This window comes from Serratia sp. CY31944, from assembly GCF_052169175.1.
Taxonomy (GTDB): Bacteria; Pseudomonadota; Gammaproteobacteria; order Enterobacterales; family Enterobacteriaceae; genus Serratia; species Serratia sarumanii.
In genome coordinates, this window is record NZ_JBJNLG010000010.1 from 15461 (window position 1) to 41184 (window position 25724).

Sequence of the window (25724 nt, forward strand, 5' to 3'; positions counted from 1 at the left end):
ATAGCGCTAAATGCGCAATCAGCGCTCCAGATGCGGCTGCAGAAGGCTTTCAAACCACTCGTGAAACACCGCCAGGCGGCGTGAGCGCTGGCGACGATGGGGATAGATCAGGGCGATCGGCATGGAGGCGGCGCGGTAAGCGGGCAGGACTTCCACCAGTTCGCCGGCGTCGAGCAGGTGTTGCACGTCGTAGCGCGGGATTTGCATCAGCCCCAGCCCGGCGCGGCAGCAGGCGATATAGCTCTCGGCGTTGTTGACCACCACCCGGCTGGGCAGTTCGAGCCGCTGGGTATGGCCGTCGGCGGTCAGGTATTCCCAGGGGGATTCGCGGCCGGTTTTGGGCGAGGCGTAGCCGATGCTCCTGTGCCCCTCGGCAAGATCGGCGGGCTGAAGCGGATGGCCGAATTCGCTCAGGTAGGCGGGGCTGGCGCAGTTGATCAGCGCGATATGGCCGAGCGGGCGCATCACCAGGCTGCTGTCGTGCAGATCGCCGACGCGCACCGCGCAGTCGACCCCTTCCTGCACCAGATCGATGGCGCGATCGGCGGAGCCGAGCACCAGCTGCAGGTGGGGGTGGCGCCGCAGCAGGCTGGGCAGCGCCGGCGCGATCAGCCGGCGGGCGATGCGGCTCGGCACGTCGACGCTGAGCCGCCCGGAGGCCTGGCGCTGGCTGGCCTGAAACGACTGATCGATATCCTCCACCTCGGCCAGCAGCGGGCGCAGCCGCTCGAGCAGCTGTTCGCCGTCGGCGGTCAGCCGCACCTGCCGCGTGGTGCGGTGCAGCAGGCGCACGCCCAACTGCGTTTCCAGCTGTTGCACGGCGGCGGACACCGAGGCGCGCGGCACCTCCAGCACATGGGCTGCGCGGATAAAGCTGCCCATCTCCGCCACCTGCACGAATACGCGGTATTGATTGAATCTGTCCATCGATGCGCCCGTTATTGTCCTTATTATTGATTATTGCCGCTTAATGCATTCCTGCGGCGTTATCCGGCAAACCCTCCTTGCTCCAGGAAGGCTTGCTCCTGCGCGGTAGTATCGCGCAACAGCAGCTGATTGCGATGTGGGAAACGACCGAAACGGCGGATGATATCGCGGTGCCCCTCGGCGTGCGCGCGTTCAGCCGGCCCCAGTTGAGCGTTTAGCGCCACGGACAGATCCTGATCGGCGAGATTTTCCGAGTGGGCAAACGGCAGGCAAAAAAACAGGCGCAGCGAAGGCTCGACGGCCTGCATGTAGTTCGCCGCAATGGCGATGCGGGCGAAGCGGCGCGCCAGCGGATCGGTGGCGTACATGTGGGCGGTGTTGCGAAAAGCGTTGCGCGGAAATTGGTCGAGCAGGATCATCAGCGCCAGCGCGCTTTCCGGCGTCTTAAGCCAGTCGTCGCGTTCACGCCGGGCCGCCGCCAGATGCAGGCCCAAAAAGCGCGCGCGAAAGCGTTGGTCGAAGCGCGGATCCTGCCGGAACCATTGCTCTGCGCCGGCGTCTCGCCAAAACCGCACCACCTCATCGGCCGTTTGATTATCGGCCGCGAGCGCATCGCTGCGCCGGCGGAAAAGGGTCGGCATGCCCGTCATTCCTTCTTAGCCTTGGTCGGCGCATTGCCCAAAATCATCGATGTACCGGCGTAAATGCCGCCGGACACCTCCATCGCCAACCGTTCGGCATCCTTGCGCCGCAGCTCGGCCATCAGATCCGCCGCGGTTTCCGGATCGGAACCCAACGCCAACATAGCTTCATGCCCGAAAGACATGGCGGACTCTAAGGTGACGCGAATTTGGTAATCCACATTGGCCTTGATCAGCGCGATGGCATGTTCGCGGTCATGAGCGCGAGCCAGCACCCGGGCCTGCGGGAAGTGGGTTTTGGCGTGTTCGACAATCTGCGTGGCGGCTTGCGGATCGTCAATGCAGACCAAGATGGCGCGGGCGTGGCCGGCGCCCGCCGCATGCAGCACATCCATGCGCGCACCGTCGCCATAGTAAACTTTGAAGCCGAAGTCTTGCGCGTCGCGGGCAACCTGGGGTTCGCGGTCGATAATGGCGATATCGGCGCCCATCGCCAAAACGTGCTGGCTGACGATCTGACCAAAACGGCCAAACCCGACGATCAGCACGCTGTTGGTCAAGCCGGCGGGCTGTTCCGTGCCGTCCAACGAGGCGTCGGACGAGGCGCGCAGACGTTGGTGGATCAACACCGCCAGCGGTGTCAAAGCCATCGACAGCACCACGACGGCGGTCATGTTGGCGTTGGCTTCCGCAGGCAGCGCCTGATTGGCCAGCGCAGCAGCGAACAGCACAAACGCAAATTCTCCCCCTTGCGCCATGAGTACGGCGCGGTCGAGAGCATCACCGTGCGAGCTTTTCGTCAACCGGGCCACGCAGTAAATACACAGGCCTTTGATGAACATCATCGCCAGCACGCCGCTGACGATCAGCGGCCAGTTGCGCGCCACCACGGCCAGATCGAGAGACATGCCGACGCCGAGGAAGAACAGCCCCAAAAGCAAACCGCGAAAGGGCTCGATGTCGGCTTCGAGCTGATGGCGGAACGTCGATTCCGACAGCAGCACGCCGGCCAAAAAGGCGCCCATGGCCATGGAGAGGCCACCCAGCTGCATCAGCAAAGCGGCGCCAAGCACTACCAGCAGCGCAGCTGCGGTCATTACTTCGCGCGCTTTGGCGTTCGCCAGAATGCGAAACAGCGGGTTCAGCAGCCAGATGCCGGCCGCCACCAGCGCGGCCAGCGCACCGGCGGCGATGGCGATGCCGCCCCAGGCGGAACCGGATACCGGCGTCGATGAACCGGCCGGCGCGATGAACGCCACCAGCGCCAGCAGCGGGACAATCATCAGATCTTCAAACAGCAATACGGCGACGATTTTCTGACCGCGCGGGCTGGCGATGTCGCCGCGTTCGCCCAACAGCTGCATGACGATGGCGGTAGACGTCAGCACGAATCCCATGCCGCAGATGAAGGAGATGGCCAATGAAAAGCCGAAGGCCATGCCGATGGCGGTGAGCAGCAGCCCGCAGCTCAATACCTGCAGGCTGCCCAGGCCGAAAATATCGCGCCGCATGTTCCACAGATGAGAAGGCCGCATCTCCAGGCCGATGATGAAGAGAAACATCACCACCCCAAGCTCGGCGGTGTGCAGGATAGTCTGCGCATCGTTGAACAAACCAAAGCCGAACGGCCCAATCGCCAAACCGGCGGCCAGATAACCCAGCACCGAGCCCAGCCCCAAGCGCTTGAACAGCGGCACGGCCACCACGGCGGCGCCCAGTAGCGTCACCACGTTGAGCAGGTCGCCGGCGCTTTCAGACATGGGCGAGGCGCCAGAATACGAACGCGGCGATGGCGGCGGGGATCGCGAACACCAGCAGCAGGATCGGCAACTCCGCCCGCAGGCTGTAGCCCGCGTGGGCGACGCCCACCCACATATTGACCGCCGCGATCAGCAACCAGGCCGGGACGAAAATTTTTGCCGCCAGCGCCATGCCCGCCGCACTGGCGCCCCAGAGCCAGCCGAACAGCACAAACAATCCCAAGAGAACCACGCCTCCGCCAATGACCATCAGCATGTGCATTGCAATATCCTCTACGCTGCGCCTCCTGGCGGGGGCGGACGCCAGACGCGCGCCCCCCATGCGGCGTTACTTGGTAGTATAGCCGCCGTTGATCAGGATGGTTTGGCCGGTAACCCACCAGCCGTCGCTGACCAGGTGGCGGATAAACGGCACCACGTCTTCGATATCGGTGAGGCCGGTTTTGCTGAACGGCGACAGCGCCGCCGCCGTCTTGTGGTAGGCCACGGCGTCCGCACCCTCCGCCGGGTAGAAGAACGGGGTGTCCATCGGGCCGGGGCCGACCGCCGTCACGGAGATGCCGCGCTCGCCGAACTCCTTGGCGGCGGCGCGGGTGAAGTGCTCCACCGGCGCTTTGGTGCCGGCGTAAGCGGCATAGAACGGCGTGAAGGCGCCGAGCAGCGAGGTGACCAGCGTGCAGATTTTACCGTTGTCGTTGAGGTGTTTGCCCGCCTCTTTCAGGAAGAAGAACGCGGTTTTGGCGTTGACCGCGGTCATCTCGTCGTACTCGGCCTCGCTGATGTCGATCATCGGCTTTTTCAGCACTTTGCCGACGGTATTGATGGCGATATCCGGCTTGCCGACGGCGGCGACAGCATCGGCGAACAGCTTCTCGACCGCGCCCGCGGTGGTCAAATCGGCCTGCAGCGCGACGCCTTGCGCCCCGGCGGCCTGGATGGCGGCGACGGTCTTATCGGCTTCGGCTTTGGAGGCGGCGCTGTTGTAGTGGATCACTACCGCTTTGGCGCCTTGTTCAGCCAAATCGCGCGCGATCAGCCCGCCGAGATTCTTGGCGCCGCCGGCGATCAGGACGGTTTTTCCCTTGATTGAATGGTTTGCCATAACAGTTTCCTTGGATGAGCGTAACGGAAACCTGAGTCTAGCCAGCGTGGGGGGAAAGATCAGCGGCGTGGGGCGGGATAGACTATCCAGGAAAAACGACTAATTGCAGACGAACGGTTATCACTTATAACGCCCCGGCGGGGGCGTTTCGGCGCGTGGCGGTAAATTTTATCCACTGATCAGGCCAGTTTGCGTTTCATTAACCTACAATGATGAATATGGGCCTTACCATTTCCCCTCTGAGTGGAATCACGCCGTGCAAATCTCTCTGTGCGGTGCGGTAACGTCTCTGGAGGCGGTGGGTTATGGGCATGGCCCGTGCAGGCAAAAAAGGGGATGAGAGCGGTAAGCTCCAGCAGAGTATCGGGTAATGAGGTAGGGCGGTTGGACCCGGCGGATGGCCGCGGATAACAACGCCTTGAGGGGGTAATCATGATCAGTACCGTCGCGCTGTTTTGGGCCTTATGTGTGGTGTGTGTGGTAAACATGGTGCGGTATTACTCTTCTCTGCGCGCATTGCTGGTGGTATTGCGCGGCTGCGATCCGCTGCTGTACCAATACGTCGACGGCGGCGGTTTCTTCACCGCCCACGGGCAACCCAGCAAGCAGCTGAGGCTGGTGCGCTATATCTTTGCGCAACGCTATGTCGAGCACCACGATCCGGAGTTTATTCGCCGCTGCGAGCGGGTGCGCGGGCAGTTCATGCTGACCTCGGCCCTGTGCGGCCTGGTGGTCATCAGCCTGATAGCGCTGATGATCTGGTATTAATGCCTTTCTGTTTCCCTTGATGCAGGCAAAAAAAAGGCGGCCCTGCGGCCGCCTTCCTCATGATGCTTATCGCTTAGATCAGCTTCAACGCAACCCAATACAGCGCACCGGAAAGCAGAATCGAGATTGGCAGGGTCAGTACCCAGGCCAACAGGATGTTCTTCACGGTTTTGCTCTGCACGCCGCCGCCGTCCACGATCATCGTCCCGGCAACCGCCGAAGAGAGGACGTGGGTGGTGGAGACCGGCATGCCGGTATAACTCGCCACGCCGATAGACAGCGCCGCGGTCATCTGGGCCGATACGCCCTGGGCGTAGGTCATGCCTTTCTTGCCGATCTTCTCGCCGATGGTGGTGGCCACGCGTTTCCAGCCCACCATGGTGCCGAGCGACAGCGCCAGCGCGACGGCGACGATGATCCACATCGGCGCGTACTCGACGGTCTGCAGCAGATCCTGACGCAGGTTCTTCAGGAAGCGCTGGTCGGCGGATGAGGTTTCCGGCAGCTTGGCGACTTTATCCGCCGTGTCGGTCACGCACATCAGCAGGCGGCGCAGGTGGCTGCGCTGCTCAACCGTCAGCTGATCGTAGCTTTGCAGGTTGGTCAGCATGCCCTGAGCCAGCTCGATCGCCGGCATGGCGCGCGAACTGTCGCAGTGGAACTCGGCCGGCTTGTTCGGCGCAGCTTCGTCATCCGGGCTTGGCACCAGCGGCGTCAACGACACCGCATGCGACAGCGCGTCGCCGTGCTGCTGGTAATATTGCTGCAGGTGGGTCACGGCGTCACGCGTACGGGTGATGTCATAACCGGTTGCATTCATATTGACCACGAAGCCGGCCGGCGCAACGCCGATCAGCACCAGCATGATCAGGCCGATGCCTTTCTGGCCGTCGTTGGCGCCGTGCGAGAAGCTGACGCCAATCGCCGACAGGATCAGCGCGATACGGGTCCAGAACGGCGGCTTGCGTTTGCCGTCGACCTTTTCACGTTCCGCAGGGGTCATGTGGATACGCTGGCGTTTCTTGGTGCCACTCCAATAGCGGCGCAAGGCGAACACCATCACTCCCGCCACCATCATGCCGACCAGCGGCGAGAACAGCAGAGAAAGGAAAATACCAATCATTTTCGGGACGTTAAGCGCATCCACCACCGAAGTGTGGGTCATCAGGGCGTTGGTTAAACCGACACCGATGATTGCGCCTATCAGCGTATGGGAACTGGAGGCCGGCAGACCGAAATACCAGGTGCCGAGGTTCCAGATGATTGCCGCCAACAGCATGGAGAAGACCATGGCTAATCCGTGTGCTGAACTGACGTTCAACAACAGATCGGTAGGCAGCAAGTGGACGATGGCGTAAGCAACACTCAAACCGCCGAGCATTACGCCAAGAAAGTTGAACAAACCTGCCATCACGACCGCAAGTTGCGAGCGCATGGCGCGGGTATAAATAACTGTAGCGACCGCATTGGCCGTATCATGAAAACCGTTGATGGCTTCATAAAACAACACGAACAACAATGCGAGAATTAACATCAGGCCGGTATGGAAATCCAGGCCAGCGAACAAATGCAGCATAAGCGTTACGCCAGTTTGTGGACATGAACGCCGCGCATTATCAGTGACAACCGGGGCCGGGGAAAAGGAAAATATGACGTTTTTTTGATTTGGACATGACGAAACGATGACGCGCCTATAACAAAAATATGGAATATCAATGCGTTATTCTCCTCTGACCTCTGTAATATTTTCTTACTATGGCGTTGGCGGCGCCGGGGCTTTACAATCTGCCGCCGTGAATTTGGCGGTGACCGGCGGCGAAACGGCGTAATATGGCGCCCTTTTGTCGCGATTGTGGTTTTGATAAGTGAGGCTCAGGTGGAACAGTTTGATGTCGTAGTGATTGGGGCGGGCGCCGCCGGCATGTTTTGCGCCGCGCAGGCGGGGCAACTCGGTTGCCGCGTGTTGCTGCTCGACAACGGCAAAAAACCGGGCCGCAAGATCCTGATGTCCGGCGGCGGGCGCTGCAACTTTACCAACATGTACGCCGAACCGGCGGCCTACCTGTCGAACAACCCGCACTTTTGCAAGTCGGCGCTGGCGCGCTACACCCAGTGGGACTTCATCGATCTGATCAACCGCTACGGCATCGCCTACCATGAAAAAACGCTGGGGCAGCTGTTCTGCGACGACTCGGCGCAGCAGGTGGTGGATCTGCTGGTCAAAGAGTGCGAGCTGGGCCAGGTGACGATGCGCCTGCGCAGCGAAGTGCTGGGCGTGGAGAAAACCGAACATGGTTACGCGCTGGCGCTGAATGGTGAAAAAGTGAGTGCTCGCTCACTTGTGGTGGCCAGCGGCGGTTTGTCCATGCCGGGGCTGGGCGCTTCGCCGTTCGGTTACAAGCTGGCGGAGCAGTTCGGCCTCAGGGTGCTGCCGACGCGCGCCGGGCTGGTGCCTTTTACCCTGCATAAGCCGCTGCTGGAGCATGTGCAGACGCTGTCCGGCGTCTCGGTGCCGGCGGTGATCACCGCCGAGAACGGCGTCAGCTTCCGTGAAAGCATCCTGTTTACCCATCGCGGTCTGTCCGGCCCGGCGGTGCTGCAGCTGTCCAGCTACTGGCAACCGGGTGAGTATGTGAGCGTTAACTTACTTCCTGAGCTGGATTTGGCGGCCTTCCTGGATGATCAACGCCGCCAGCACCCGAACCAAAGCCTGAAAAACACCCTGGCGCTGCAATTGCCGAAGCGGTTGGTGGAGTGCTTGCAAACCCTGGGACAACTGCCGGAGGCCACGCTGAAGCAGCTGAATGCGCCGCAGCAGGCGGCGCTGGTGGAGCTGTTGCAGAACTGGCGCGTGCAGCCGAACGGCACCGAAGGTTACCGCACGGCGGAAGTGACGCTCGGCGGCGTCGACACCAACGAACTTTCCTCCAAGACGATGGAAGCCCACAAGGCGCCGGGGCTCTATTTTATCGGCGAAGTGGTGGACGTGACCGGGTGGTTGGGCGGCTACAACTTCCAGTGGGCGTGGAGCTCTGCCTGGGCCTGCGCCCAGGCGTTGGCGGCGCAGGAGCGTTAACGTTCAGCAGCGTGAAGGGGCTAGGCCGATTTAGAAGGCTATTTTATGATTATCCGACATCCGGAACACACCGTGATTTAATCGGCCGCCGGCCCCTTAAGCTCTATGCGATTGCCGTCCGGATCGCTGAAGTAAACCGACGGCCCGTCGCCTTCCGCGCCGTAGCGCGATTCAGCAGGATCGACGGCGATCCCCTGCGATCGCAGATAGGCCAGCAGTTCGTCTTCGTTGAAAGGATCGATGCGCAGGCAGAGGTGATCGACATTTTGCCGGTGAGGATCGGGCGCGTCGCCGCCTTTTTTTCCAAGCTGGCCGTTCACGTCGACCAGATCAATCATGGCCGTTCCGGCGCGCAGGTGCACCAGCCCCAAATCGGGCCGCCGTTTGGCGATGTCGCAACCCAGCGTCTGGGTATAGAACCGCAGGCTTTTTTCCGCATCGCGCACGCGCAGAACCACATGATCGATAGTCTTCAGGCTGAAAGGGGGCATGATTTTCTCCCAGAATCGCTGTGTTACTCATCAGCATAATCGGCAACGCCCGATTTATCCTGTTTTCGCCCCCTATTGCTGCCAGAGCCGCCGCTTATCGCAGAGTCGCCACGATCTCTTCCAACGCCGCGCGCTGCACCTCGCCGAGCGCGCTTTCCGTCGTCGCATTCTCCGCTAGCAGGGTTTGCAGGCCGATCAGCCAGTCATAGATATAAAACGCGGTGTTTTTGGTCGGCGTCAGCGCCAGCCGGGTTAACCGCTGCTGGCTGCTCCAGTCCACCGCCGGCTGCGGCGGCGGGGTAAAGATCGGCTGGCCGGGGTTGACGCGGCTCTCGGGGCGCGTTGCCGCATCGCGCCGCTGGAAGCCGAGCCAGGCGACGAAGTCGCCCAGTAGCGCCAGCGCCTGGCTGATTTGCCGATCTTCACCCTGTTCCGGCAGGCCCCCGGCGCACAGCGCGCGTTCCAGCTCATCATCGAGCCGCAGGCGACAGGCGGCGCCGATCAGCGCATCGACCAACAGTTCCAGGTGCGGCTTTTCGACGCCGAGCAGCTCCAGCAACCGGCGACTGTCCGGCAGGCTGCGCAGATGGTTGATCCAATCCGCGAATACCCGCGCGGCAAAGGGCGACGCGGAGGGCTCGCCGGGCGCCGGGGTTTCCGGCGCGCCGAACAGATCGATGTCGAGCCCGAACGGTACAGGCGTCGTCGTCGGGGCCGGCGTGGCGTGCTGCTGTTGCTGATAAAGCTGGCGCAACGTATCGCGCTGCGGCAACAGCCGTTCCAGCAGTTCGCCGTGGCGGCCGGCCTGCGCCTGCAGCGCGCGCAGCAGCTGTTGGCCGCGCTGCTGCGCCGCGTGCGGATCGGCGGCGGTGAGCCAGTTGCCGAGCAGGCTTTCCGTCAGCTCACGCTGCAACTCTTCACGCTGTTCGAGCAGGCGCGCTTGCTTCTGGGCCGGGCGCGCCTGGGCGGTCAGGTAGCTCACCATGCGGCGGCAATCCTGTTCATCCAGCGCCAGCAGCGTGGCCCAGCTGTCGCCGGGTTCGCCGACCTGGCGCTGTACGGCGTCGTCGGGGCGCGCTTTGCCTTCCCCGCGTTGATCGAACGGTGTGATCGCCCAGATCAGGCCGGGTTTGCGGCGCTGGCGCAGCGCCGGGGTTTCTCCCTGAGTCTGATTGACCCAGTTGGCGAGCGCCTGGCCGACGCGGGCGGCGTCCTGCGGCGTGGCGGCGGCATCGGCCACCAGCAGCAGGTTGGCGTGCAGGCCGTCTGCGCAGCGGGTCAGCAAATGGGCGCGTTTCGCCTGTTGCAGCCGCTGCGTCGGTTCCGCCTGCGGGCAGGCGCGGCTGCCGGGCAGGTCGATCAGCGCCACGTCGGCGGGCAGGCCCGCCTGCGCCGTCTGCGGCAGAACGGTGGTAGCTTCGGCGGTCAGCCAGGTCAGATCGCTTAACGCGATCTTCCGTTCACCGCCGTGTTCGGCCATCACGACGATCGCGGCGTTTTCCGCTGCGGCGCTCGCGGTCAGCAGCGGTAAGGCGCGGTGCGGAGCATGAACCTGTCGGCTGCCACCGAGGGCATGCAGCGTGTGCGCCAGCTGGCGATAATGCGCCGTCAGCGTCGTTTCCTCTCCCCACAGCGGCGCAAACAGGCGCGCGCGATCGTCGATGCTCAGCTGCGGCGCCAGCGCCACGGCCTGCGGCCAGAAATGCCTGTCCAGCGCCTGTTGCCCCTTGTCGCCGTGGCGGCGTTGGCTATCCCACAGCGCCAGCACATCGCTGTCGCTGAGGCCGTCGAGGGCGACGGCTTGGCGGTGACGCGCCAACGCTTGCAGATGGCCGGCGATCGCGCGGGCGTCCCAGTCCAGCCGGAAGCCGCCCATCGCGGCGGCATCGAGCGTGATGGCCAGCCACTGCGCTTCATCGAGCAGCGCGAGGGCGAGAGGATACTCGGTGGACGGCGTCGGCGCGGTGGCGCAGTAACGCACCGCCAGCGCGGCGTCGCCGTGCAGCCTTTCTGCGCCGGGGGCCAGCGCCGCCAGCAGGTGGGCCTTGGCGGCGGCGTTGTGGCCGTACAGGCCGATAGCGACCTGCGCAGGTTGTGCCTTCGCCAATTGCAGTGCGCGGTTATGGCAACGGCGCAGGCGCAGCGTCAGGCGATCGGCTTCCCGTTCCAAACGGGTGGACTGCCGGCGCGCGGTGTCCACCCAGGCGATCGCCTGCAGAATGCCGGCGCTGAGTGCGTGGTTCGGGGCCGATTGGGCGGTAGTGATAGCTTTCATCGTGGGTAAATGCTCCCGCTGTCTATCCAGTAGTGGGTCGCGCCGGAGGCGCTGGCAGCCAGGGTATTGAGTTTCAGTTGCAGATGGTGCGCCGGGACGGGGCTGCCGTCGGCCAGCAACGCCTGCGCGATCCTGACGCTTTCCGCGCCCTGTTCGGCGCTGGCGGTAATGGCCAGCCGCAGGGTGATCACCGCGTCGCCGGCCAGTTTGCGCGCCAGCTGGGCGTCATTGATGGTCAGCGTATAGAGCGGCGAGGCCGGCCAGCGTTCGTTGTCCAGTTGGCGGAAGCCCAGGCGCAGCGGGCCGCGCAGCTGGAAGCTGCCGGCGGGGTCGAGCGCGAAGTCGGCGCGATCCAGATCGATGTCGCGGTAATAGACGTTATCGTCCGCCAGCATGTTGTTGCCGTCCAGCATGCCCAGGTGGCGAATGGTGGAGTAAGGCTGGAAATCGCCGACGTTGAAGTAAAAACTCTCCAGCCGCAGGTCGATCGCCAACAGGCACAACATGGCGCCCACCGCGGCGGTGGATTTCGGGTTGTCGATGCGGCCGCGTTTGTTGAACGGGTACCAGCTGCGGGTGTGGTAGCCCTCGAGCGGCAGAATGCGGCTGGCGGGCAGCGGCTGCAGGTGGCGCAGCAGCGCCTGCACGCCAGGGAAACGCGCCGGGCGGCCGGTCAACAGCAGCACGTCGCAGGTATACAGCGCCACCACCTCGGCCAGCAGGCGCAGGCAGCGGCCGATGCCGATGCGATCGGACAAGAAGGCGGCGTGCAGATCGGCCAGGCGGATCACCAGCGGGGTGTGCAGAATCTCGAAGGCGTCGCTGTCGGCTTCGCGCTGCACCTCGCCGTTGATAAACGCCAGCACCTGCGGCGTCGGCGGCTGCGGCAGCAAATCGCCCAGGCTGGCGGCGATTTCCGCCCGGCTGTCCAGCGGGTCGTATTCTTCATAGGCGCCGAGCAGCGCGCGCCCGGCGGGCATGAAAATCTGCAGCGCGGCCTGCTGGCGCAGGGTGGAAAGCCCGTCCATACGCCCTTCGTTGCCGAACAGCCTGTCCATCAACGCCGGGGCGGCGCTTACGCCGGCGGCTTCGAACGCCTGCTGCACGGCGGGCAGGATAAACTGCTGGATGGCGTCCAGCAGGATATCGTCGCCGGCGACCTTAAAGCCCTCGCGGAACAGCAGGCGCGGGTTGATTTTGATGTTGTTGCCCACGCCGTCGTCGAGCGAATAGTGCGTGATCGCCAGATCGGTGGTGCCGCCGCCGATGTCGATGGAGGCGATGCGCAGCGTTTTGCCCGTCTGCTCATCCGGCGCCAGCGGCCGGTCGGGCCGGGCCATGGCGGCGAAAAAGGCGTCAGTGCGGCCGGCGAAGTTCACCTGGGTTTCATTGTACAGATAGACCATCTGGCCGCAGGTGGCCTCGTCCCACTCCATCTGCACCTGCGGCGCCGGGAAGCGGGCGTGCGCGCCGTCGAACGGCGCATCCTGCGGGTGCCAGTCGAGGGCCTTCCACACCAGCCCGATCGCCTCCTGCATGCGGCGGCGGAAGATCTCGCGCTCCGGTTTCGGCATCGCCGAAGGCAGCGTCAGAATGATGGCGCGCAAACGGCGCGGCGCGGCGGCGTTCGGCATGCGGCTGCGCTGGGCGATGCTGTTGATCTGCATCAGCGCCTGCGCCAGCAGCTCGCTCAGCATCAGCGTCATCACCGCGCTGCGGCTGTAATGGGCGGCGAACACCGGCAGCCGTTGCGCCGTCGGCAGGGCGGACAGCGGCACGCCTTCGTCGTTGATCAGGGTGGTCAACGGCGCGGCGGCGGCCATTGGCTCGTGCTGCTCGTTGAAGCGCCAGCCGGGCGCATAGCGCTCCTCGTCCCACAGGTAGCGGCGCGGGCTGGAAATGCCGGTAGTGCCTTCATGGCCCGTTCGCCGCTGCGCCAGTTGCGCGGCTTCGCGGCCGACGCGGGTGATGGACGGCCACTGGAAGGCGTCGTCGCGCCCGCTCTGGAACGACAGATGCGGCTTGCCGAAGCCGGCCCGAGAAAACTCCACCCGGCTCTCGAACAGTTCGTTGTAGACGCGGTGCGGTTCGGACAGCGAACGCAGCTGCAGCTCGTAGGTTTGCTTCAGGCCGTTGCTCTCCTCCGGATGATCCTCGACCAGCACGCCGCAGGTGTGCGAGTTGCCGACGTCCAGCACCAGATCGACGTCGATCGCCGGTTGCTGCAGCGTCGCCGCCACCATCTTTATCTGCGGCACCGCCAGCTGATGGCCAAGCATGTGCAACAGATTGAGGTAGTGCGCCTGATACTCGAAGGTTTTCAGCCCGGCGTTGATCTCCACTTCGGCACGCTGCTCCCGCTCGGCGGCGCGCTGGCTGAACGCCTCGCGCAGCCAGCCGTCCACCCAGGTCAGATCGAGGAATTCGCCCAGCTCGTGGTTGCGGTGCGCCAGCGCGAAACGGAGATCGGTGCCGAGATCGCTTTCGCCCGGCGCCAGCGCCTCCTGGCCGGGCGCCGCGGCGCGGGTGTCGAAGGCCAGCACCACGCGCAGCAGGTTGCCGTCCTGATCCGGTTCATCCAACTGCACCACCTGCAGGCGCGCCCAGTTGTCCGGGCCCGACAAGAACAGGCCCGCCGGGGTGTGGCGCAAGCAGGGCAGCGGCAACCAGAGCTTATCCAGCAGGTGCAGCGACTGCTGCAGCGGATAGCTGAACTCCGGCCGCACCACTTCGGCGGCCTGGTCGCCCACGGCCGGCAGCTGGTATTTGCCGCTCTCGGCCTCCCATTGCAGGCGCAGCAGCGGGCCGCTGGCGGTCTTGCGCACGAATTTGCCAGGAAACTCGGCGTCCAGCAGCGGCGTCAGGGCAAAGTCCAGAAACTGAATGCCGCTGTCCTGAATCAGCGTAATGCCGTGTTTGTAGTCCGTAAGGGGTGCCAGCATCATTTACTCTCGCGCTTGAACGTCATGGGATAGGTGGTGTCCGCATCGTAGCGGCCGGTGCACTCCGCCGCGCCGGTGTCGCCCTGGCGGCAGACGATCTCCGGGATCTGGTAGCGGCTGCCGTCGCTGCAGCGCGCCTTGGTGCGGCTGTTGATCACCAGATTGCCGGACTGCATCAGCCCGGCTTCGACCGCCACCCGGCAGCTGACGCCGTCGCCGTAGGCGATGACGGCGATGCCTTTGCCGCCGTTCAGACGATATTGCAGGCTGGGGCGCTTGCCGGTAATCGGGTCTTTCAGCGCCACCGTGGCGCGCCATTTGCCATTAAGGAAACGGGTGGAGCCGGCCTTCACCGCCCCGGGTGGCAGCACCAGCGCATTTTTGTCCAGCGGCTGCGGGATAACCGGCGCCGGGGGCGGCGGCATCAGCGTCGCGTGCGCCAGCGGCAAGCGCAGCTTGGGCAACGGCGCGGCGGTTTTTTCCGGCGGCGCCGGATGCTGGACCTCCGCCGGCATCGCCGGTTGCGGCGGCGGCGAGCGGTGCAGCCAGGCGGCCAGCGCCGCACTGCCCAGCAACAGTACGGGCAACAGCCAGAGAGCGTAGCGCCGGCGCGGGCGAACGGCGGCAGAGGATTCGATAGGCACTGCCGGGGCGGGCGCCGGTTCAGGTTCGGCGGCCGGGGTCGGTTTTACCGGTTCGACAACGGCCGGCTTGCGCGGTGCGGCGGCGATCGGCGCCGGTTTTTCCACTTCCGATTCGATCGGGCGCAGGCAGGCCAACGGATCGTCTGGGCTCTGCGCCTGCGGCTTGATAAAGCCCCAGAAGGTCAGCACCGGCCGATCGTCCACCAGGTAAACGTGGTTGGGGTCGGGCATCTGCATCGCTTTGGCCAGCAGCGCGCCGAACAGGCGATGGCTGGGGTGATCGGTCGCCTGGGCCTGTTCCGTCAGGCTGCGGAAGGTCGTCAGGCAGTGTTCCAGGTGGCGCACCGCCTGCGCGCGCTGGGCGTCGCTCGCTGCCAGCCAGGAGGTGACCTTGCCGGGGAAGGGTGCATACCAGTCGATGCGGGTGCCGCTTTCGTTCGGCTGGGGGATCGCCAGACAGTCGGCGGCCTGCTGCTGCCGGCGAAGACGCAGGGTTTCCCGCAGCTGCTGCGCGCAGGCGTAGACCGGTTGCCCGTTTTCGCCTAAAGCCAGCACATCATCCAAACTGCCACTGCGTAAGAAGGGTTTCACCACGGCACCGCACCTTGTCCTGTTCTGCAAAAACGCATAAAAGTCCATGATACCCCGCAGGCAGAGCCGCCAAACGGCCAAGGACAGCCCGAAAAACGCCCTTCTTTGGCGTTAGCGGAACCGGCACAGTGAAAATCTCGCTATCCGGACCTGTCCGTGAACCGCTTTATCTGAAAAATAGAACCTGGCCCCGGCAAGCGACGCCGGGGAACGATGTTCTCTTTCACTATGACATCGCCTCGCGGGTTGCCGATTTCGGTATGCCTCAGGCGTGCGGAGCGTTCACATGACGGACAGTCAGTCTGAAAAAACTCTCGTTGTTCCCCCTGAGCATCCCGTCGCCGGGCATTCGCCCCAGGGCTGGATGAACGGCTTCCTCGGCATGATTATTTTCAGCGGCTCGCTGCCCGCCACGCGGGTGGCGGTGCTGGAGCTCGATCCGCTGTTTCTGACGGCGGTCAGGGCGGCGATCGCTGCCTTGCTGGCGCTGTGTGCGCTGCTGATCACCCGCCAGGCGCGGCCGACGCGGGCCGATTTGCCGCCGCTGCTGTTTGTGGCGCTTGGCGTGGTCATCGGTTTTCCGCTGCTGACGGCGCTGGCGCTGCAGCACACCACCTCGGCGCATTCGCTGGTGTATATCGGCCTGCTGCCGTTGGCGACCGCCGGTTTTGGCGTTTTGCGCGGCGGAGAGCGGCCCAAGCCCGCTTTTTGGGCTTTTTCAGGCGTCGGCGCCGTGCTGGTGGGCGCTTTCGCGCTAAGCCAGGGGAGCGGCGGAGCCTGGCAAGGGGATGCGCTGATGATCGGTGCGGTGCTGCTGTGCGGCCTGGGTTATGCCGAAGGGGCGGTGCTGTCGCGCCGGATCGGCGGCTGGCAGGTGATCTCCTGGGCGCTGGTGGCGGCGTTGCCGTTGACGCTGGCGGCCACTTGGCTGGCGGCGCCGGCCGGTTGGCCTGCCGTCAGCGGCGCCGCCTGGCTGTCGCTGGTTTACGTCTCGGTGTTCAGCATGTGGATTGGGTTTATTTTCTGGTATCGCGGCCTGGCGCAGGGCGGCATCGCCGCCGTCGGGCAGTTACAGCTGCTGCAGCCGTTCTTTGGCCTGGCGCTGGCGGGCTGGCTGCTGCAGGAAACCGTCCAGCCGATGATGATCGCCGTGATGGCCGGCGTGGTGGTTTGCGTGTTCGGCGCCAAGCGCTTTTCCCGCTAGGCGCCGCTGCCGGCGCAGGCCAGGATCACCTGTCCGAGCCGTTCCACCGCCTGTTGCACCTGGCGGTCGGCGTAACCGCCCAATCCCAGCACCAGACCCGGCTCACCGTGGCCGGGCGCATACATCGGCGACACCGCCCGCAGCGCCAATCCGGCTTCGTTGGCGCATTGGGCGACCCGCACGTCATCGAGATCTTTCCTCAGCCACAGCACCATGTGCATGCCCTGATCGCAGGGCTGCACTATCGCCAAATCGGCGGGGATATGCGTGTTGATCGCCTCGATCAGCACCCGGCGTTTCTCGGCGTAGACGCCGCGCATTTTGCGGATATGCCGGTCGAGATACCCTTCGACGATAAAGGCGGCCAGCACGTGTTGATCCGCGCTGGGCGGATGGCGATCCATCAGGATCCTGGCGCCGCAAAAGGCGTCGACCAGCGGTGGCGGCACGATGGCGTAACCCAGCCGCAGCGAAGGGAACAGCACCTTGCTGAAGGTGCCGAGATAGAGCGTTCGCTCGGGCGCCAGCCCCTGCAGCGAAGGGAACGGGTGGCCGGCGTAGCGCATCTCGCTGTCGTAGTCGTCTTCCACGATCCAGGTCTGCCGCTCTTTGGCCCAGCCCAATAGGGCGCTTCTTTTCGCCATGCTCATCGGCATGCCCAGCGGATATTGATGCGACGGCGTGACAAAGGCGGCGCGGGCGTCGGCGGCCAGGCGGATACCGGCGGCGACGTCGATGCCGTCGGCGGCGACGGGCACCCTAATCATGCGCCGATCGCGAAACAGGCTGTCGAAAATGGCGGTGATGCCGGCGTAGGCGGGGTCTTCCACCCAGGCGCTGTCGCCGGCGTCCAGCAGGATCTGTGCGGCCAAGTAGAGCCCTTGTTGCGTGCCGGAGGTGATGAGGATTTGCTGCGGCGTGCAGTTTACCGAGCGGGAACGGCGCACATAGTCGCAGATGGCTTCGCGCAGCGGCAACGCGCCCAGCGGATCGCCGTAGCCTGACGGGGCGCCGGAGCCGCGCGCCCGGATGCGGTTGCCGAGCCGCCGCCAGATATCGTCGGGCGCGGTATCGCCGATCGGCATCGAGACGGTGAACGGCACCGGCGGCAACGCCCGCGCCTGGGCGGCAAAGCGCGCCAGATGCTGCGCCTGTGCGGAAAGCGGCACGGCTGTGGACGGAGCGGCCTGCACCGTGGCGTGCGGCGTGCGGCGCGGCGCCTGATAGTGGGCGACCCGGGTGCCGGAGCCGGGCTGCGGTTCGAGAAAACCTTCCGCCGTTAGCTGAGCGAACGCCTCCAATACCGTGCCGCGCGCCAGATTCAACGCCGCCGACAGCCGGCGCGTCGAGGGCAGCAGATCGCCCGCTTTCAGATCGCCCCGGTGGATGGCCTGGCGCAGGGCCTGCGCCAGCTGGTGGCTAAGTTGACCCGCCTGACGATCGAGCTCGCCGAGGGCGGGGACGTCAACGGCTTTGGCTGTTCTGGGCATGCATTCCGGCTCGCTTTGCAGTGCGAAAATGAGTATTCAGAGTAAACCACTCTGGCGTCACTCGCGAGCCTGTTGTCGCTCAGTTCAGCTCCCGCTGATTCAGCAGCACCCGATTCAACTCGCTGTTTTTGCGCACGTTCAGCTTGCGCATCGCCGAACGTTTGTGGGCGCTGATGGTTTTCTGGCTGCGCTGCAGCAGGCCGGCGATGCTGCAGGCGGACATGCCGCTGCTCATCAGGCCCAGCACCTTTTTCTCACAGTGGCTCAGCGCGGCGAGGCGGCAGGCCTGGCATTTCCATATGTCGGCGGCGTGCAGCGCCATCCACGGCTGCTGAATGAATTTTTCCAGCGCCATCTGCAGCTTGAGGCGAATGGCGTAAACCGAGTCGCGCCGGTGGATGATGAACAGCGGAGACAGGTTTTTCACCTGCTGCTGGGCCGTGTCGTCGAGGATCAGCAAGGTCAGCTGCCGCTGGCGCGGGATGCCGTAGGGACTCCGGTAGCAGCAGGCGCAGCCCCAGCGCTCTTCCGGCGTGCGGAACACGATTTCGATGTTATCCAACGCCTGCAGCGCCAGCGGCGAGAACTGCGGGTACAGGCGCTGGCATTCGTTCAGGGAGTGCAGATAGTCCTGCAGCAGCAGGCGCAGCCCCTGCTGGTAGAAGTTATCGCTGTCGAACAGCGTGAAGCGAATATCTGGCATGGGTGGCTCCTTAAAAGGCCGCGGCACCGCGCCGGAACGAACGGTGACGGCCAATCGCCGGCGTTTGCGCGCCGGTCGTTTTCCTGATTTCCCTGGGGCGGTGCGAGGCTTATTGGTACGCCAGCACAAAATTGGCGATGGAACTGAATGCGCCTTCGGTAAGGGTTTTATCTTTCATCGCGCTCGGCCGGGCCTGGACATAGGCGCTGAACCTCAGGGCATTGGGGCCGTCTTGCAATGTCACCGCATCGGCCGGTGTGCCCAGGTCAATCGCTTTGCCAGCACCGTCGAACAGCGCGATGGCGGCGCCGTTGGCGCCATTGTTGATCGCCAGCTTGCCCGGCAGTTCGGCATCTTCGGTGCCGGTAAAGGTGACGGTGACCGATTTGAAAACGGCGGTTTTACAGTCGGTTAAGCGAATGGAAAATGACACGGGGTTGGTATGGCCGTAGCGGTACAACGTTTTGATCAACACCGTATCCATCTCGACGGTCTGGTGAAGAGACTGCGGGTCGATATTGCAGGGCCTGCTTACCACGGAACCGAAAAAGTCTATTTCCTTATTTTCCGCCGCGACTGCGGAGGAAAATAGAAAACCGATGCCGCACAGAGCGGTGATTGTCCGATAGCTATTCATCATCACCCCCCTTAAATATAATTAATCAGCAAGATTACGGTCTTACGGAAATTGCCTTCCTGTCCTTCCCCGGTGGCCTGCAATGAGGCGCTGTAGGATTTTTGCACCTGATCGCGACCATTCATGTCGGCGAAGCTGTCGAACTGATTGTATTTAATCCATTTGGGGTTGGAATTATCGTGGATGCGCAAGGTTGAACCATTGTCCATATTCAAACCGGTAGCGTCGGTCAGCGTGCCGTTTTTCACCATGAAATTGGCGTCCAGTGCGAAGCTGTCGCTGCAGCCGTTTTTGCGGATCAAGATGCTGAAATCCTTGCTCGCTACGGTGCCCGCATTGGGTTTCCAGGCGGGGATTTCACCGAAATCAACGCCTTCCGGGGTTGAAAGCTCCACCGAAGCGGCGCACTGGATTACCTTGATTTTATCTAGCCCGGTTAGGGTGAAACGGTAATTTTTCCCTGGGTGGACGTTGATGCCGCCTACGCCATCGAGCTGAAAAACGGCGATCTGGCTGGCGCCTCCCGCGATGATTTCTCCGGTTTTTTGCAAATAAACCTGGTAATTGACGTGACCGAGCTCCCGTTGCTTGGGGGTACGAAACATATCGGTTTGTACCCGGGAGTTGATCAAGCCAAGATCCTGGCCGTTATAAATCACCCCCATGGAGATGCCGGCGGCGAATTGCCGGTTATCCGGATTGGGATAGAAATAAACCCATTCCCCCTTGGGTTTGCTGGCGTGCGCCCAGCACATAACGTCGCGGCTCATCGGTTTAGAGGTCCAAAGCCGGCTGCCGACTGGTAAGGTGGCCGGTATGGTCAACCGGCCGATATCCTCGCTCTCTTCGGTAATGCCGTTCTCGGTATTCAGGTGGCATTCCAGCGCCTGAGCGCCGAATGGCGTCGCCAGGCAACCCAGCAACGCCAGGCGTTTATAAATAGACCAACTGGACATGCACCACTCCTTTGAATTGGTTTGCTTCGATGAACTGACGGGTTGATTCCAACTGAGCGCTGAACCACAACGTATTGCCGCCGGGCTGCAAGACATAGGGGGCGCCGGGTTGGTTGAGGGACAATGCGCGGCCCCGTTGATCTTTCAGCCGCAGGCCAACGCCTTGTACGCCGCCGTGTAGCTTCAGCAACTGCGGATTGTCGGGATCGCTTTCACCGAGGAACACCAGCGTGGCGGCCTGCTCCCCCCGCAGGTAGAGCAGGCCGGCATCGCCATTGCGCATGCCGGCCGGATTGTCTGCCAGCGCCCTGGCGCCCAGCAGGCAATGGTTAAAGGCGAGACGAAAACGTACCGGTGCGCTTTGATCGCCGACACGCCGGAAGGCGAGCGTGCCGATCTCACCGAGATCGACCGACTGATCGCGGCTATCCGGCGCCAGGCTGCAGGGGGAGCTCAGCAGAGCGCCCTGAAAACCGACGGTGCCACTGGTGCCCTGAACCTCTCCCGGCGGAGAGGCCATTGCGGCGCCGTTGCCGAGCAGCAAGGCGCCGACCAGCAGAGGCCGCAGGCGGCCGGTGAAGTCAGCCATGCCGTATCTCCTTATTTTTTTCCGGGTGCGGCGGTGCAGAGGCTAGCGCTGCAGGTGAAGCGCAGCTCGGGGTGGCCGCCGAAATCATTGATATAGGTGACGACGAAGGCGTCGAACCCATGGTCGCGCAAACGCACTTTTTCGCTGGATTTGGGGGACAGCATCACCGGCTGAAAATCGCCGATCGCACCACCGCCTTGTTTCTGCGTCTGACGGGCGATGCCGGTCAGCGTGATGTGGAACGGCGTCGGATTTTCGATGGTGAAACCGTCGGCGGTTTTGTGGAACACCAGCTGTTCTTGCCATATCTCACCCTGCGGCGCGACGATGGCCTTCGGGCGGAAGAACAGTTTGATCTGCGTTTGCAGCGCCAACTGCATCACGTTGGCTTTGCTGCTTTTGGGCGGAATTTCGCGCAAATTGAAATAAAATACCGATTCGCGATCTTGCGGCAATAGCTCGGCTTCCGGCGTTTTGGTAATGCGCACGACGCTGCGTTCTCCGGCTTCCACCCGTTGCAACGGCGGCAATACCACCAGTGGCGAAACGATCTTTTGATGTTGCGCATTCTCGATCCAGGCCTGAGCAAGGAAAGGCAACTCTTTGTTCTCATTGGTTATGTTAAGGCTGATCGATTTGGCGTCGCTCACATAGATGGCGCGCGTGCGATCCAACGCGATCGCCGCGTCGGCCGTCGAAGCCAGCGTCATCAACGCCAGGCTGCCCGCGGTTACTGCTATCGAATGTTTGTTCATGTTATGCGTCTACTCTCAATGTGTTGCGGATTACGGTTTGGCGCACGGCAACAGCAGCCGGTCCAGCGGTTTGGCGGCGCCTGGGATGGCGATGCGGCACTGACGGCGGCCTTCCCAGGCGACGTCCAACCGCTCTTCCGGTTGGACGCCGGTCAGATACACCGAGCCGCCGTCGTTCACCACCGCGATCTCCCGTCCGGTTGCACTCAGCACCGTGGCGCCGAACGGCGGTTCGCTGCCGTCCGCCAGCTTGATGGTGGCTAACAGCTTGCTGCCTTTCACCACCTCGAAGTGGCGATAACCGATGGCGCCTTCCGTCAGCGTGCCTTGCACCACCGCGCGCGTGGCTTCAACGTCGTCCGCCAGCTTGTTGACGTCGATGCGCGTATCGGTGTTGTAGTAGCTGGTGATGTCCGAGATCACCGCCAATCCGAAGCGGTTGCTGTAAGCGCGGCCGTTGTTGATCGGCACGCCGGCGACGCCGTTGGTATCCAGCATCATGCGGCTGCCGCCGTTGCCGGCGTTCTGGTGCGCGGCGACGCCGTGCCGGGTAGCGGTCAGGCCGCCGCGGAAAGTTCCGCCTATCGAGGAGTAACTGCCCTGCTGATAAGACGCGTTGGCGTTGAGCGTGCCGAACGACGCGTTATGGGTGTAGTAACCGCTCGCCGTCGGTTTGCCGGACTGGGTGACGCCGCTGCCGACCTGCCAGGTATTGTTGATGTCGCTGTTGTCGGTGTAGGTCGCCGTTTGGCTCACGTCGCGGTTATTGACCTGCAGCGCGTAGCCCAGACGGTTGTGCTCGCCGATAGGCACGGTGAAATTGAGCATCGCGCTATCGTCGGTGCGGCCCCGATAGTGAGTGCGATAGGCCGCCAACGAGGCGGTGATGTTGCTGATCCCGCCGAAGTCGAACAGCTTGCTGGTCGACATGCCGTAGCGGTTTTGCGCACCGGCGTCCCAGTAAGTCTGGTGTGAGTAGGTCAGATAAGCGGTGATCGCCTGAGCGCTGTCCTCCGCCATAAAGGTTTTGCTGGCGGTGACGGTATACAACTCTTTTTGTCGGCCGCTGTAGCGATCGTCAATGTCGCCGTAGCGCGCCTGCAGGTACTGCGACATGGTCATAAATTTGCGCTGCGAAAAGCGGTAGCCGGCAAAGGTGATTTGGCCGTTGAGTTCGTCGAAACGTTTGGCGTAGTTGACCTTGAATGACATGCCTTTGGCGCTGGGTTCATCGGGCAGACGCGCGATCGACTGCGTGGCGTCCACCGACAGGGCGCCGAACAGGTTCAGATCACGCCCCAGGCCGAGGGCCCAGGCGTTGTAATCGCCGCCGAGCAGTGCGCCGCCGTATAGCGACCAGGCGTTGCTCAAGCCCCAGGAGAAATCGCCGGCGGAGAACACCGGCCCTTGCGTGCGGTGATCGTAGGCAGACGGCTTGCCCAGCGCCATGTTATAGCGCACGTAGCCGGGGCGGGTCAGATAAGGAATGCTGGCGGTATCTACCTGAAAAGTGGAAACACTGCCGTCTTGTTCTTCCACTTTCACATCCAGTTTGCCGCGTACCGAGCTGCTGAGATCCTGAATGGCGAACGGCCCGGCGGGCACCGTGGTTTGATACAGCGTGCGGCCTTCCTGAGAGACGGTGATCCGCGCGTTGCTTTTGGCGATGCCGCGTACTTCAGGCGCGTAACCCTGCAGGTTGGGCGGCAGCATGCGCTCGTCGCTGGCGAGGTTGAGGCCGGTAAAACGGTAGGCGTCGAACACCGGCGAATTCAGGTAGGTTTCGCCCAGCGTCAGCCTGGCGGCCTGCATCGGCAGCGCGCGGTATGCGTAGATCTGATTCCAGTCGAAATTGCTGTCGCGCCGGCCGTATTGTTGGTTGAAGTCGGTCTGGTAATCGGCGCGCAGGCGCCAGGCGCCCAGGTTGGCGCCCAACGTACCGTAGCTGCTGAGGCTTTCGGCGGTGCCGTTGTCGTGGTGCTGTTTACCGATTTGGCCGCTGAGATTGTAATCCAGCAGCACACCGGGGATGCCATCGTCCCACTGCTCGGGCGGCGTCCAGTCGGGATCGGAGTATTTCATCCAGGCCTGCGGAATGGTGATCGCCAGCACGCCGCCGCTGATGCGATCGGAAACCGTTGCGCCTTTAATGCCGCGAATGTCGGCACACTGGTTGTCGCGCCACAGGGTGACTTTTCTGGCCGCATCTTCTTTCAGCGCCATTTTTTCCACCAGGTCAGGCGGCAGGCACACCTGGCTGCCGCTCTTGTCATCCGGCGACGGGAAATACTGAATGCTGCGCTGGGGCAGCGTTTTCTGGTTGATTTTGATATCCAGCAGATAGGTGCCCGGCATGACGTAATCGGCGTCGGAAAAGCGGGATAAGTCCACTTTGCTGCGTTCGCCGATATCCAACACGTCGGTATTGAATTCCGTGGCGGAAAAGACCGGTTTTGCCCAGAGAAAAGAGAGAATGACGATGATGGGCGTTTTTTTTATTGTCAGTAAAGACGTCATAGAATGATCACTCATGGCAAATCCGCGCCTAATAGCAGGTCATCCCGTACGACCTGAATACGTAATGCTGTACAGCGTTCCTAACGAAAACCGGTTACAGATAAGACAGGGTAAATTTGGCCAATGAGCTGAAACCGCCCGCCCGTGCCCTGTCGGGGTGAATGCGCAGCTGGGCGCCAAAGCGCAGCGTGTTGTCGCCGGCGACGATCAGATAATCTGCCGTCGTGCTGCCGAGCGGGATCGGGGTACCGGCGTCGGTCAGCAACTCGATAGCCATGCCGCGCGCCTCGCCCTGGACGGCGAGCCATTGCGGATCTTGGCTATCCGCGATGCCGCTGAAGGTGAGGTTGGCCGCGCGATAAATAAAATCGGGCTTTATCTGGCTGGCCAGTTCGCAGTTCACCAGCCTGATGGCGAAGTGGCGGCGGCTGCCGATGAGGCTCGGCTGGGCATCTCGCCCGGCGTCGCTCATTGAAACCAGCCCGAAATCAACGGTTTGATCCAAACTGTCGCCGGCGATGTTGCACGGCGTTTCGACGATTTCGCCGCCCAGGCTGACTTTGCCGTGGCCCTGAGTTTTCGCCGTGGCGCTAGCGCTGCCGATGCTGAGCGCGATCAGCAATGCGCCTCGCCAATGGATGGTCATGCTGGCTTCTCCCTGTCGAGATCGGTTCCTTTGCCGGAGCCGGCGTCGTTAAGCATGGGGATGCCCGCGCCGGCATCCCCAACGAGGCTTACTGATAAGCCAGGGTAAAGTTCGCCACGCTGGTGAACTTGCCTGGCACGACGGCGCCGGAAGCGCTGTTGCCTTGCAGGTATGCGGCGAATTTCAGGGCGTTGTTGCCTTCGTTCAGGCCCTGGCCGTCCGTTGCGGTGCCCAGCTCAACTTCCTTGGCGTGCAGCTGGTCGTAAATCACGATGCCCGCGCCGCTGGCGGAACCGCTCAGCGCCAGCAGTTTGCTGTTGACGGCATCCGGCGTGCCGGTGAAGGTCACCTTGACGTTTTTCATGGTGTTGAGCGCGCAGTCTTTCAGCTCAATGCTGAAGGGTTCGGCGCTGGATTTGCCTTCTTTGGCCAGGATGCGGCTGCTGATCTGGCCCATCGGGACGGTTTGATCGACGGAGTCCGGCGTGATGCTGCAAGGCGCATCGATAATTTCACCGCTAAAGGTCACGGTGCCGCTGCCTTGGTTCGGGGTCGGCGCCGCATGTGCAACGGAGGCGGTAGAAAAAGCAATGGCGGTCGCCAGCATTAATTTATTCAGTTTCATTTCTCAGGTTCCTGTAGAGAGTATTTAAATAAAAAGAAAAGCACACCTAAATCCCCGCAGAGCAGCAACGCCCTGTTAGCCGCACTGCGATGGGAGCCAGATCCTTTTGCTTTGGGCAATACGCACACTTTTCGTTATTTGCTTTTAATAACGAAATGGTTATGTGATGTTTGGTCGGTTTTATTTGATTTTAAAACCCGAATATCAGTATGGCGTTTTGCTGGGAATATTCTTGCAAAAAATAGCATTACTTGGAAATAGATTTTGTTGAAATAACTCAAATTCAGAATATAAAACCAAAAGGAAAAAGTTAAATATAAGATCAAAAACCAATAGATCGTATGTAAATATTATCCAGAATAAATGACTGCATAAATAAGGTTAT

22 protein-coding genes are annotated in these 25724 nt (G+C 62.6%); 3 read left to right on the forward strand and 19 right to left on the reverse strand.

The features are described from left to right. Positions 1 to 18 precede the first annotated feature (18 nt). The 5 genes from ACJ8IN_RS12065 to ACJ8IN_RS12085 form a co-directional block, all read right to left on the reverse strand. A complete protein-coding gene (locus tag ACJ8IN_RS12065; protein ID WP_060428716.1) occupies positions 19 to 927 on the reverse strand; it encodes a LysR family transcriptional regulator in 909 nt (302 codons plus the stop codon). A gap of 59 nt (positions 928 to 986) precedes the next feature. Continuing rightward, on the reverse strand, positions 987 to 1568 hold the full coding sequence (locus ACJ8IN_RS12070) for a DUF924 family protein (RefSeq protein WP_060424929.1): 582 nt from the start codon (positions 1566 to 1568) through the stop codon (positions 987 to 989). A 5-nt stretch (positions 1569 to 1573) separates the two neighbouring features. After that, positions 1574 to 3328 (reverse strand): monovalent cation:proton antiporter-2 (CPA2) family protein, encoded by a 1755-nt coding sequence (locus ACJ8IN_RS12075; protein WP_047570117.1) that lies wholly within the window; start codon positions 3326 to 3328, stop codon positions 1574 to 1576. After that, a complete protein-coding gene (locus ACJ8IN_RS12080) occupies positions 3321 to 3590 on the reverse strand; it encodes a hypothetical protein (protein WP_033636375.1) in 270 nt (89 codons plus the stop codon). The genes ACJ8IN_RS12075 and ACJ8IN_RS12080 overlap by 8 nt, the downstream gene beginning before the upstream one ends. Before the next feature lie 66 nt (positions 3591 to 3656). Beyond that, a complete protein-coding gene (locus ACJ8IN_RS12085) occupies positions 3657 to 4430 on the reverse strand; it encodes an SDR family oxidoreductase (RefSeq protein ID WP_060428715.1) in 774 nt (257 codons plus the stop codon). 432 nt (positions 4431 to 4862) lie between these two features. Here ACJ8IN_RS12085 and uspB point away from each other — a divergent pair, with 432 nt between their 5' ends. Further along, positions 4863 to 5198, forward strand: a complete 336-nt coding sequence (gene uspB / locus ACJ8IN_RS12090; protein ID WP_016930435.1) for a universal stress protein UspB — start codon at positions 4863 to 4865, stop codon at positions 5196 to 5198. A gap of 73 nt (positions 5199 to 5271) precedes the next feature. On the opposite strand, the gene pitA is transcribed toward uspB, so the two are convergent. Further along, positions 5272 to 6774 carry an inorganic phosphate transporter PitA gene (gene pitA / locus ACJ8IN_RS12095; RefSeq protein ID WP_033636373.1) on the reverse strand — a complete coding sequence of 501 codons (1503 nt, stop codon included), beginning with the start codon at positions 6772 to 6774 and terminating at the stop codon, positions 5272 to 5274. A 300-nt stretch (positions 6775 to 7074) separates the two neighbouring features. On the opposite strand from pitA, the gene ACJ8IN_RS12100 reads away from it, so the two are divergent. Then, complete coding sequence (locus ACJ8IN_RS12100) at positions 7075 to 8274, forward strand: NAD(P)/FAD-dependent oxidoreductase (protein WP_049195613.1); 1200 nt, start codon at positions 7075 to 7077, stop codon at positions 8272 to 8274. 77 nt (positions 8275 to 8351) lie between these two features. On the opposite strand, the gene ACJ8IN_RS12105 is transcribed toward ACJ8IN_RS12100, so the two are convergent. The 4 genes from ACJ8IN_RS12105 to ACJ8IN_RS12120 form a co-directional block, all read right to left on the reverse strand. Further along, positions 8352 to 8765: a VOC family protein gene (locus ACJ8IN_RS12105; RefSeq protein WP_049235316.1), complete on the reverse strand. Its 414-nt coding sequence runs from the start codon at positions 8763 to 8765 to the stop codon at positions 8352 to 8354. Between the two features lie 94 nt (positions 8766 to 8859). After that, positions 8860 to 11040 carry a virulence factor SrfC family protein gene (locus ACJ8IN_RS12110; protein WP_060428712.1) on the reverse strand — a complete coding sequence of 727 codons (2181 nt, stop codon included), beginning with the start codon at positions 11038 to 11040 and terminating at the stop codon, positions 8860 to 8862. Then, on the reverse strand, positions 11037 to 13982 hold the full coding sequence (locus ACJ8IN_RS12115) for a virulence factor SrfB (RefSeq protein ID WP_308326110.1): 2946 nt from the start codon (positions 13980 to 13982) through the stop codon (positions 11037 to 11039). The genes ACJ8IN_RS12110 and ACJ8IN_RS12115 overlap by 4 nt, the downstream gene beginning before the upstream one ends. Beyond that, on the reverse strand, positions 13982 to 15220 hold the full coding sequence (locus ACJ8IN_RS12120) for an SrfA family protein (RefSeq protein WP_308326109.1): 1239 nt from the start codon (positions 15218 to 15220) through the stop codon (positions 13982 to 13984). The genes ACJ8IN_RS12115 and ACJ8IN_RS12120 overlap by 1 nt, the downstream gene beginning before the upstream one ends. Positions 15221 to 15503: 283 nt before the next feature. Here ACJ8IN_RS12120 and ACJ8IN_RS12125 point away from each other — a divergent pair, with 283 nt between their 5' ends. Next, positions 15504 to 16421, forward strand: coding sequence for a DMT family transporter (locus ACJ8IN_RS12125; protein ID WP_060446110.1), 918 nt, complete (start codon positions 15504 to 15506; stop codon positions 16419 to 16421). Here the strand turns inward: ACJ8IN_RS12125 and pdxR are convergent. The 9 genes from pdxR to ACJ8IN_RS12170 all read right to left on the reverse strand — a co-directional run bounded on the left by pdxR (position 16418) and on the right by ACJ8IN_RS12170 (position 25339). Next, positions 16418 to 17911 (reverse strand): MocR-like pyridoxine biosynthesis transcription factor PdxR, encoded by a 1494-nt coding sequence (gene pdxR, locus ACJ8IN_RS12130; protein WP_308326107.1) that lies wholly within the window; start codon positions 17909 to 17911, stop codon positions 16418 to 16420. The two genes, ACJ8IN_RS12125 and pdxR, sit on opposite strands and share 4 nt — an antisense overlap. 79 nt (positions 17912 to 17990) lie before the next feature. Then, the gene (locus ACJ8IN_RS12135) at positions 17991 to 18614 is read right to left on the reverse strand and encodes a helix-turn-helix transcriptional regulator (protein ID WP_060424939.1); all 624 of its coding nucleotides are present in this window, start codon (positions 18612 to 18614) and stop codon (positions 17991 to 17993) included. Positions 18615 to 18723: 109 nt separating this feature from the next. Beyond that, positions 18724 to 19254 carry a fimbrial protein gene (locus ACJ8IN_RS12140; RefSeq protein ID WP_230200771.1) on the reverse strand — a complete coding sequence of 177 codons (531 nt, stop codon included), beginning with the start codon at positions 19252 to 19254 and terminating at the stop codon, positions 18724 to 18726. 8 nt (positions 19255 to 19262) lie between these two features. After that, the gene (locus ACJ8IN_RS12145) at positions 19263 to 20303 is read right to left on the reverse strand and encodes a fimbrial protein (protein ID WP_308326106.1); all 1041 of its coding nucleotides are present in this window, start codon (positions 20301 to 20303) and stop codon (positions 19263 to 19265) included. Further along, a complete protein-coding gene (locus tag ACJ8IN_RS12150) occupies positions 20185 to 20796 on the reverse strand; it encodes a fimbrial protein (RefSeq protein WP_047570152.1) in 612 nt (203 codons plus the stop codon). The genes ACJ8IN_RS12145 and ACJ8IN_RS12150 overlap by 119 nt, the downstream gene beginning before the upstream one ends. Before the next feature lie 11 nt (positions 20797 to 20807). Then, positions 20808 to 21551 (reverse strand): fimbrial biogenesis chaperone, encoded by a 744-nt coding sequence (locus tag ACJ8IN_RS12155; protein ID WP_033654467.1) that lies wholly within the window; start codon positions 21549 to 21551, stop codon positions 20808 to 20810. Between the two features lie 30 nt (positions 21552 to 21581). Next, positions 21582 to 24083, reverse strand: coding sequence for a fimbria/pilus outer membrane usher protein (locus tag ACJ8IN_RS12160; protein ID WP_308326105.1), 2502 nt, complete (start codon positions 24081 to 24083; stop codon positions 21582 to 21584). 79 nt (positions 24084 to 24162) lie between these two features. After that, positions 24163 to 24714, reverse strand: a complete 552-nt coding sequence (locus ACJ8IN_RS12165) for a fimbrial protein (RefSeq protein ID WP_060424946.1) — start codon at positions 24712 to 24714, stop codon at positions 24163 to 24165. An 88-nt stretch (positions 24715 to 24802) separates the two neighbouring features. Next, entirely contained in the window at positions 24803 to 25339 is a 537-nt protein-coding gene (locus ACJ8IN_RS12170; RefSeq protein ID WP_041037074.1) for a fimbrial protein, read from the reverse strand. Positions 25340 to 25724: the final 385 nt, after the last annotated feature.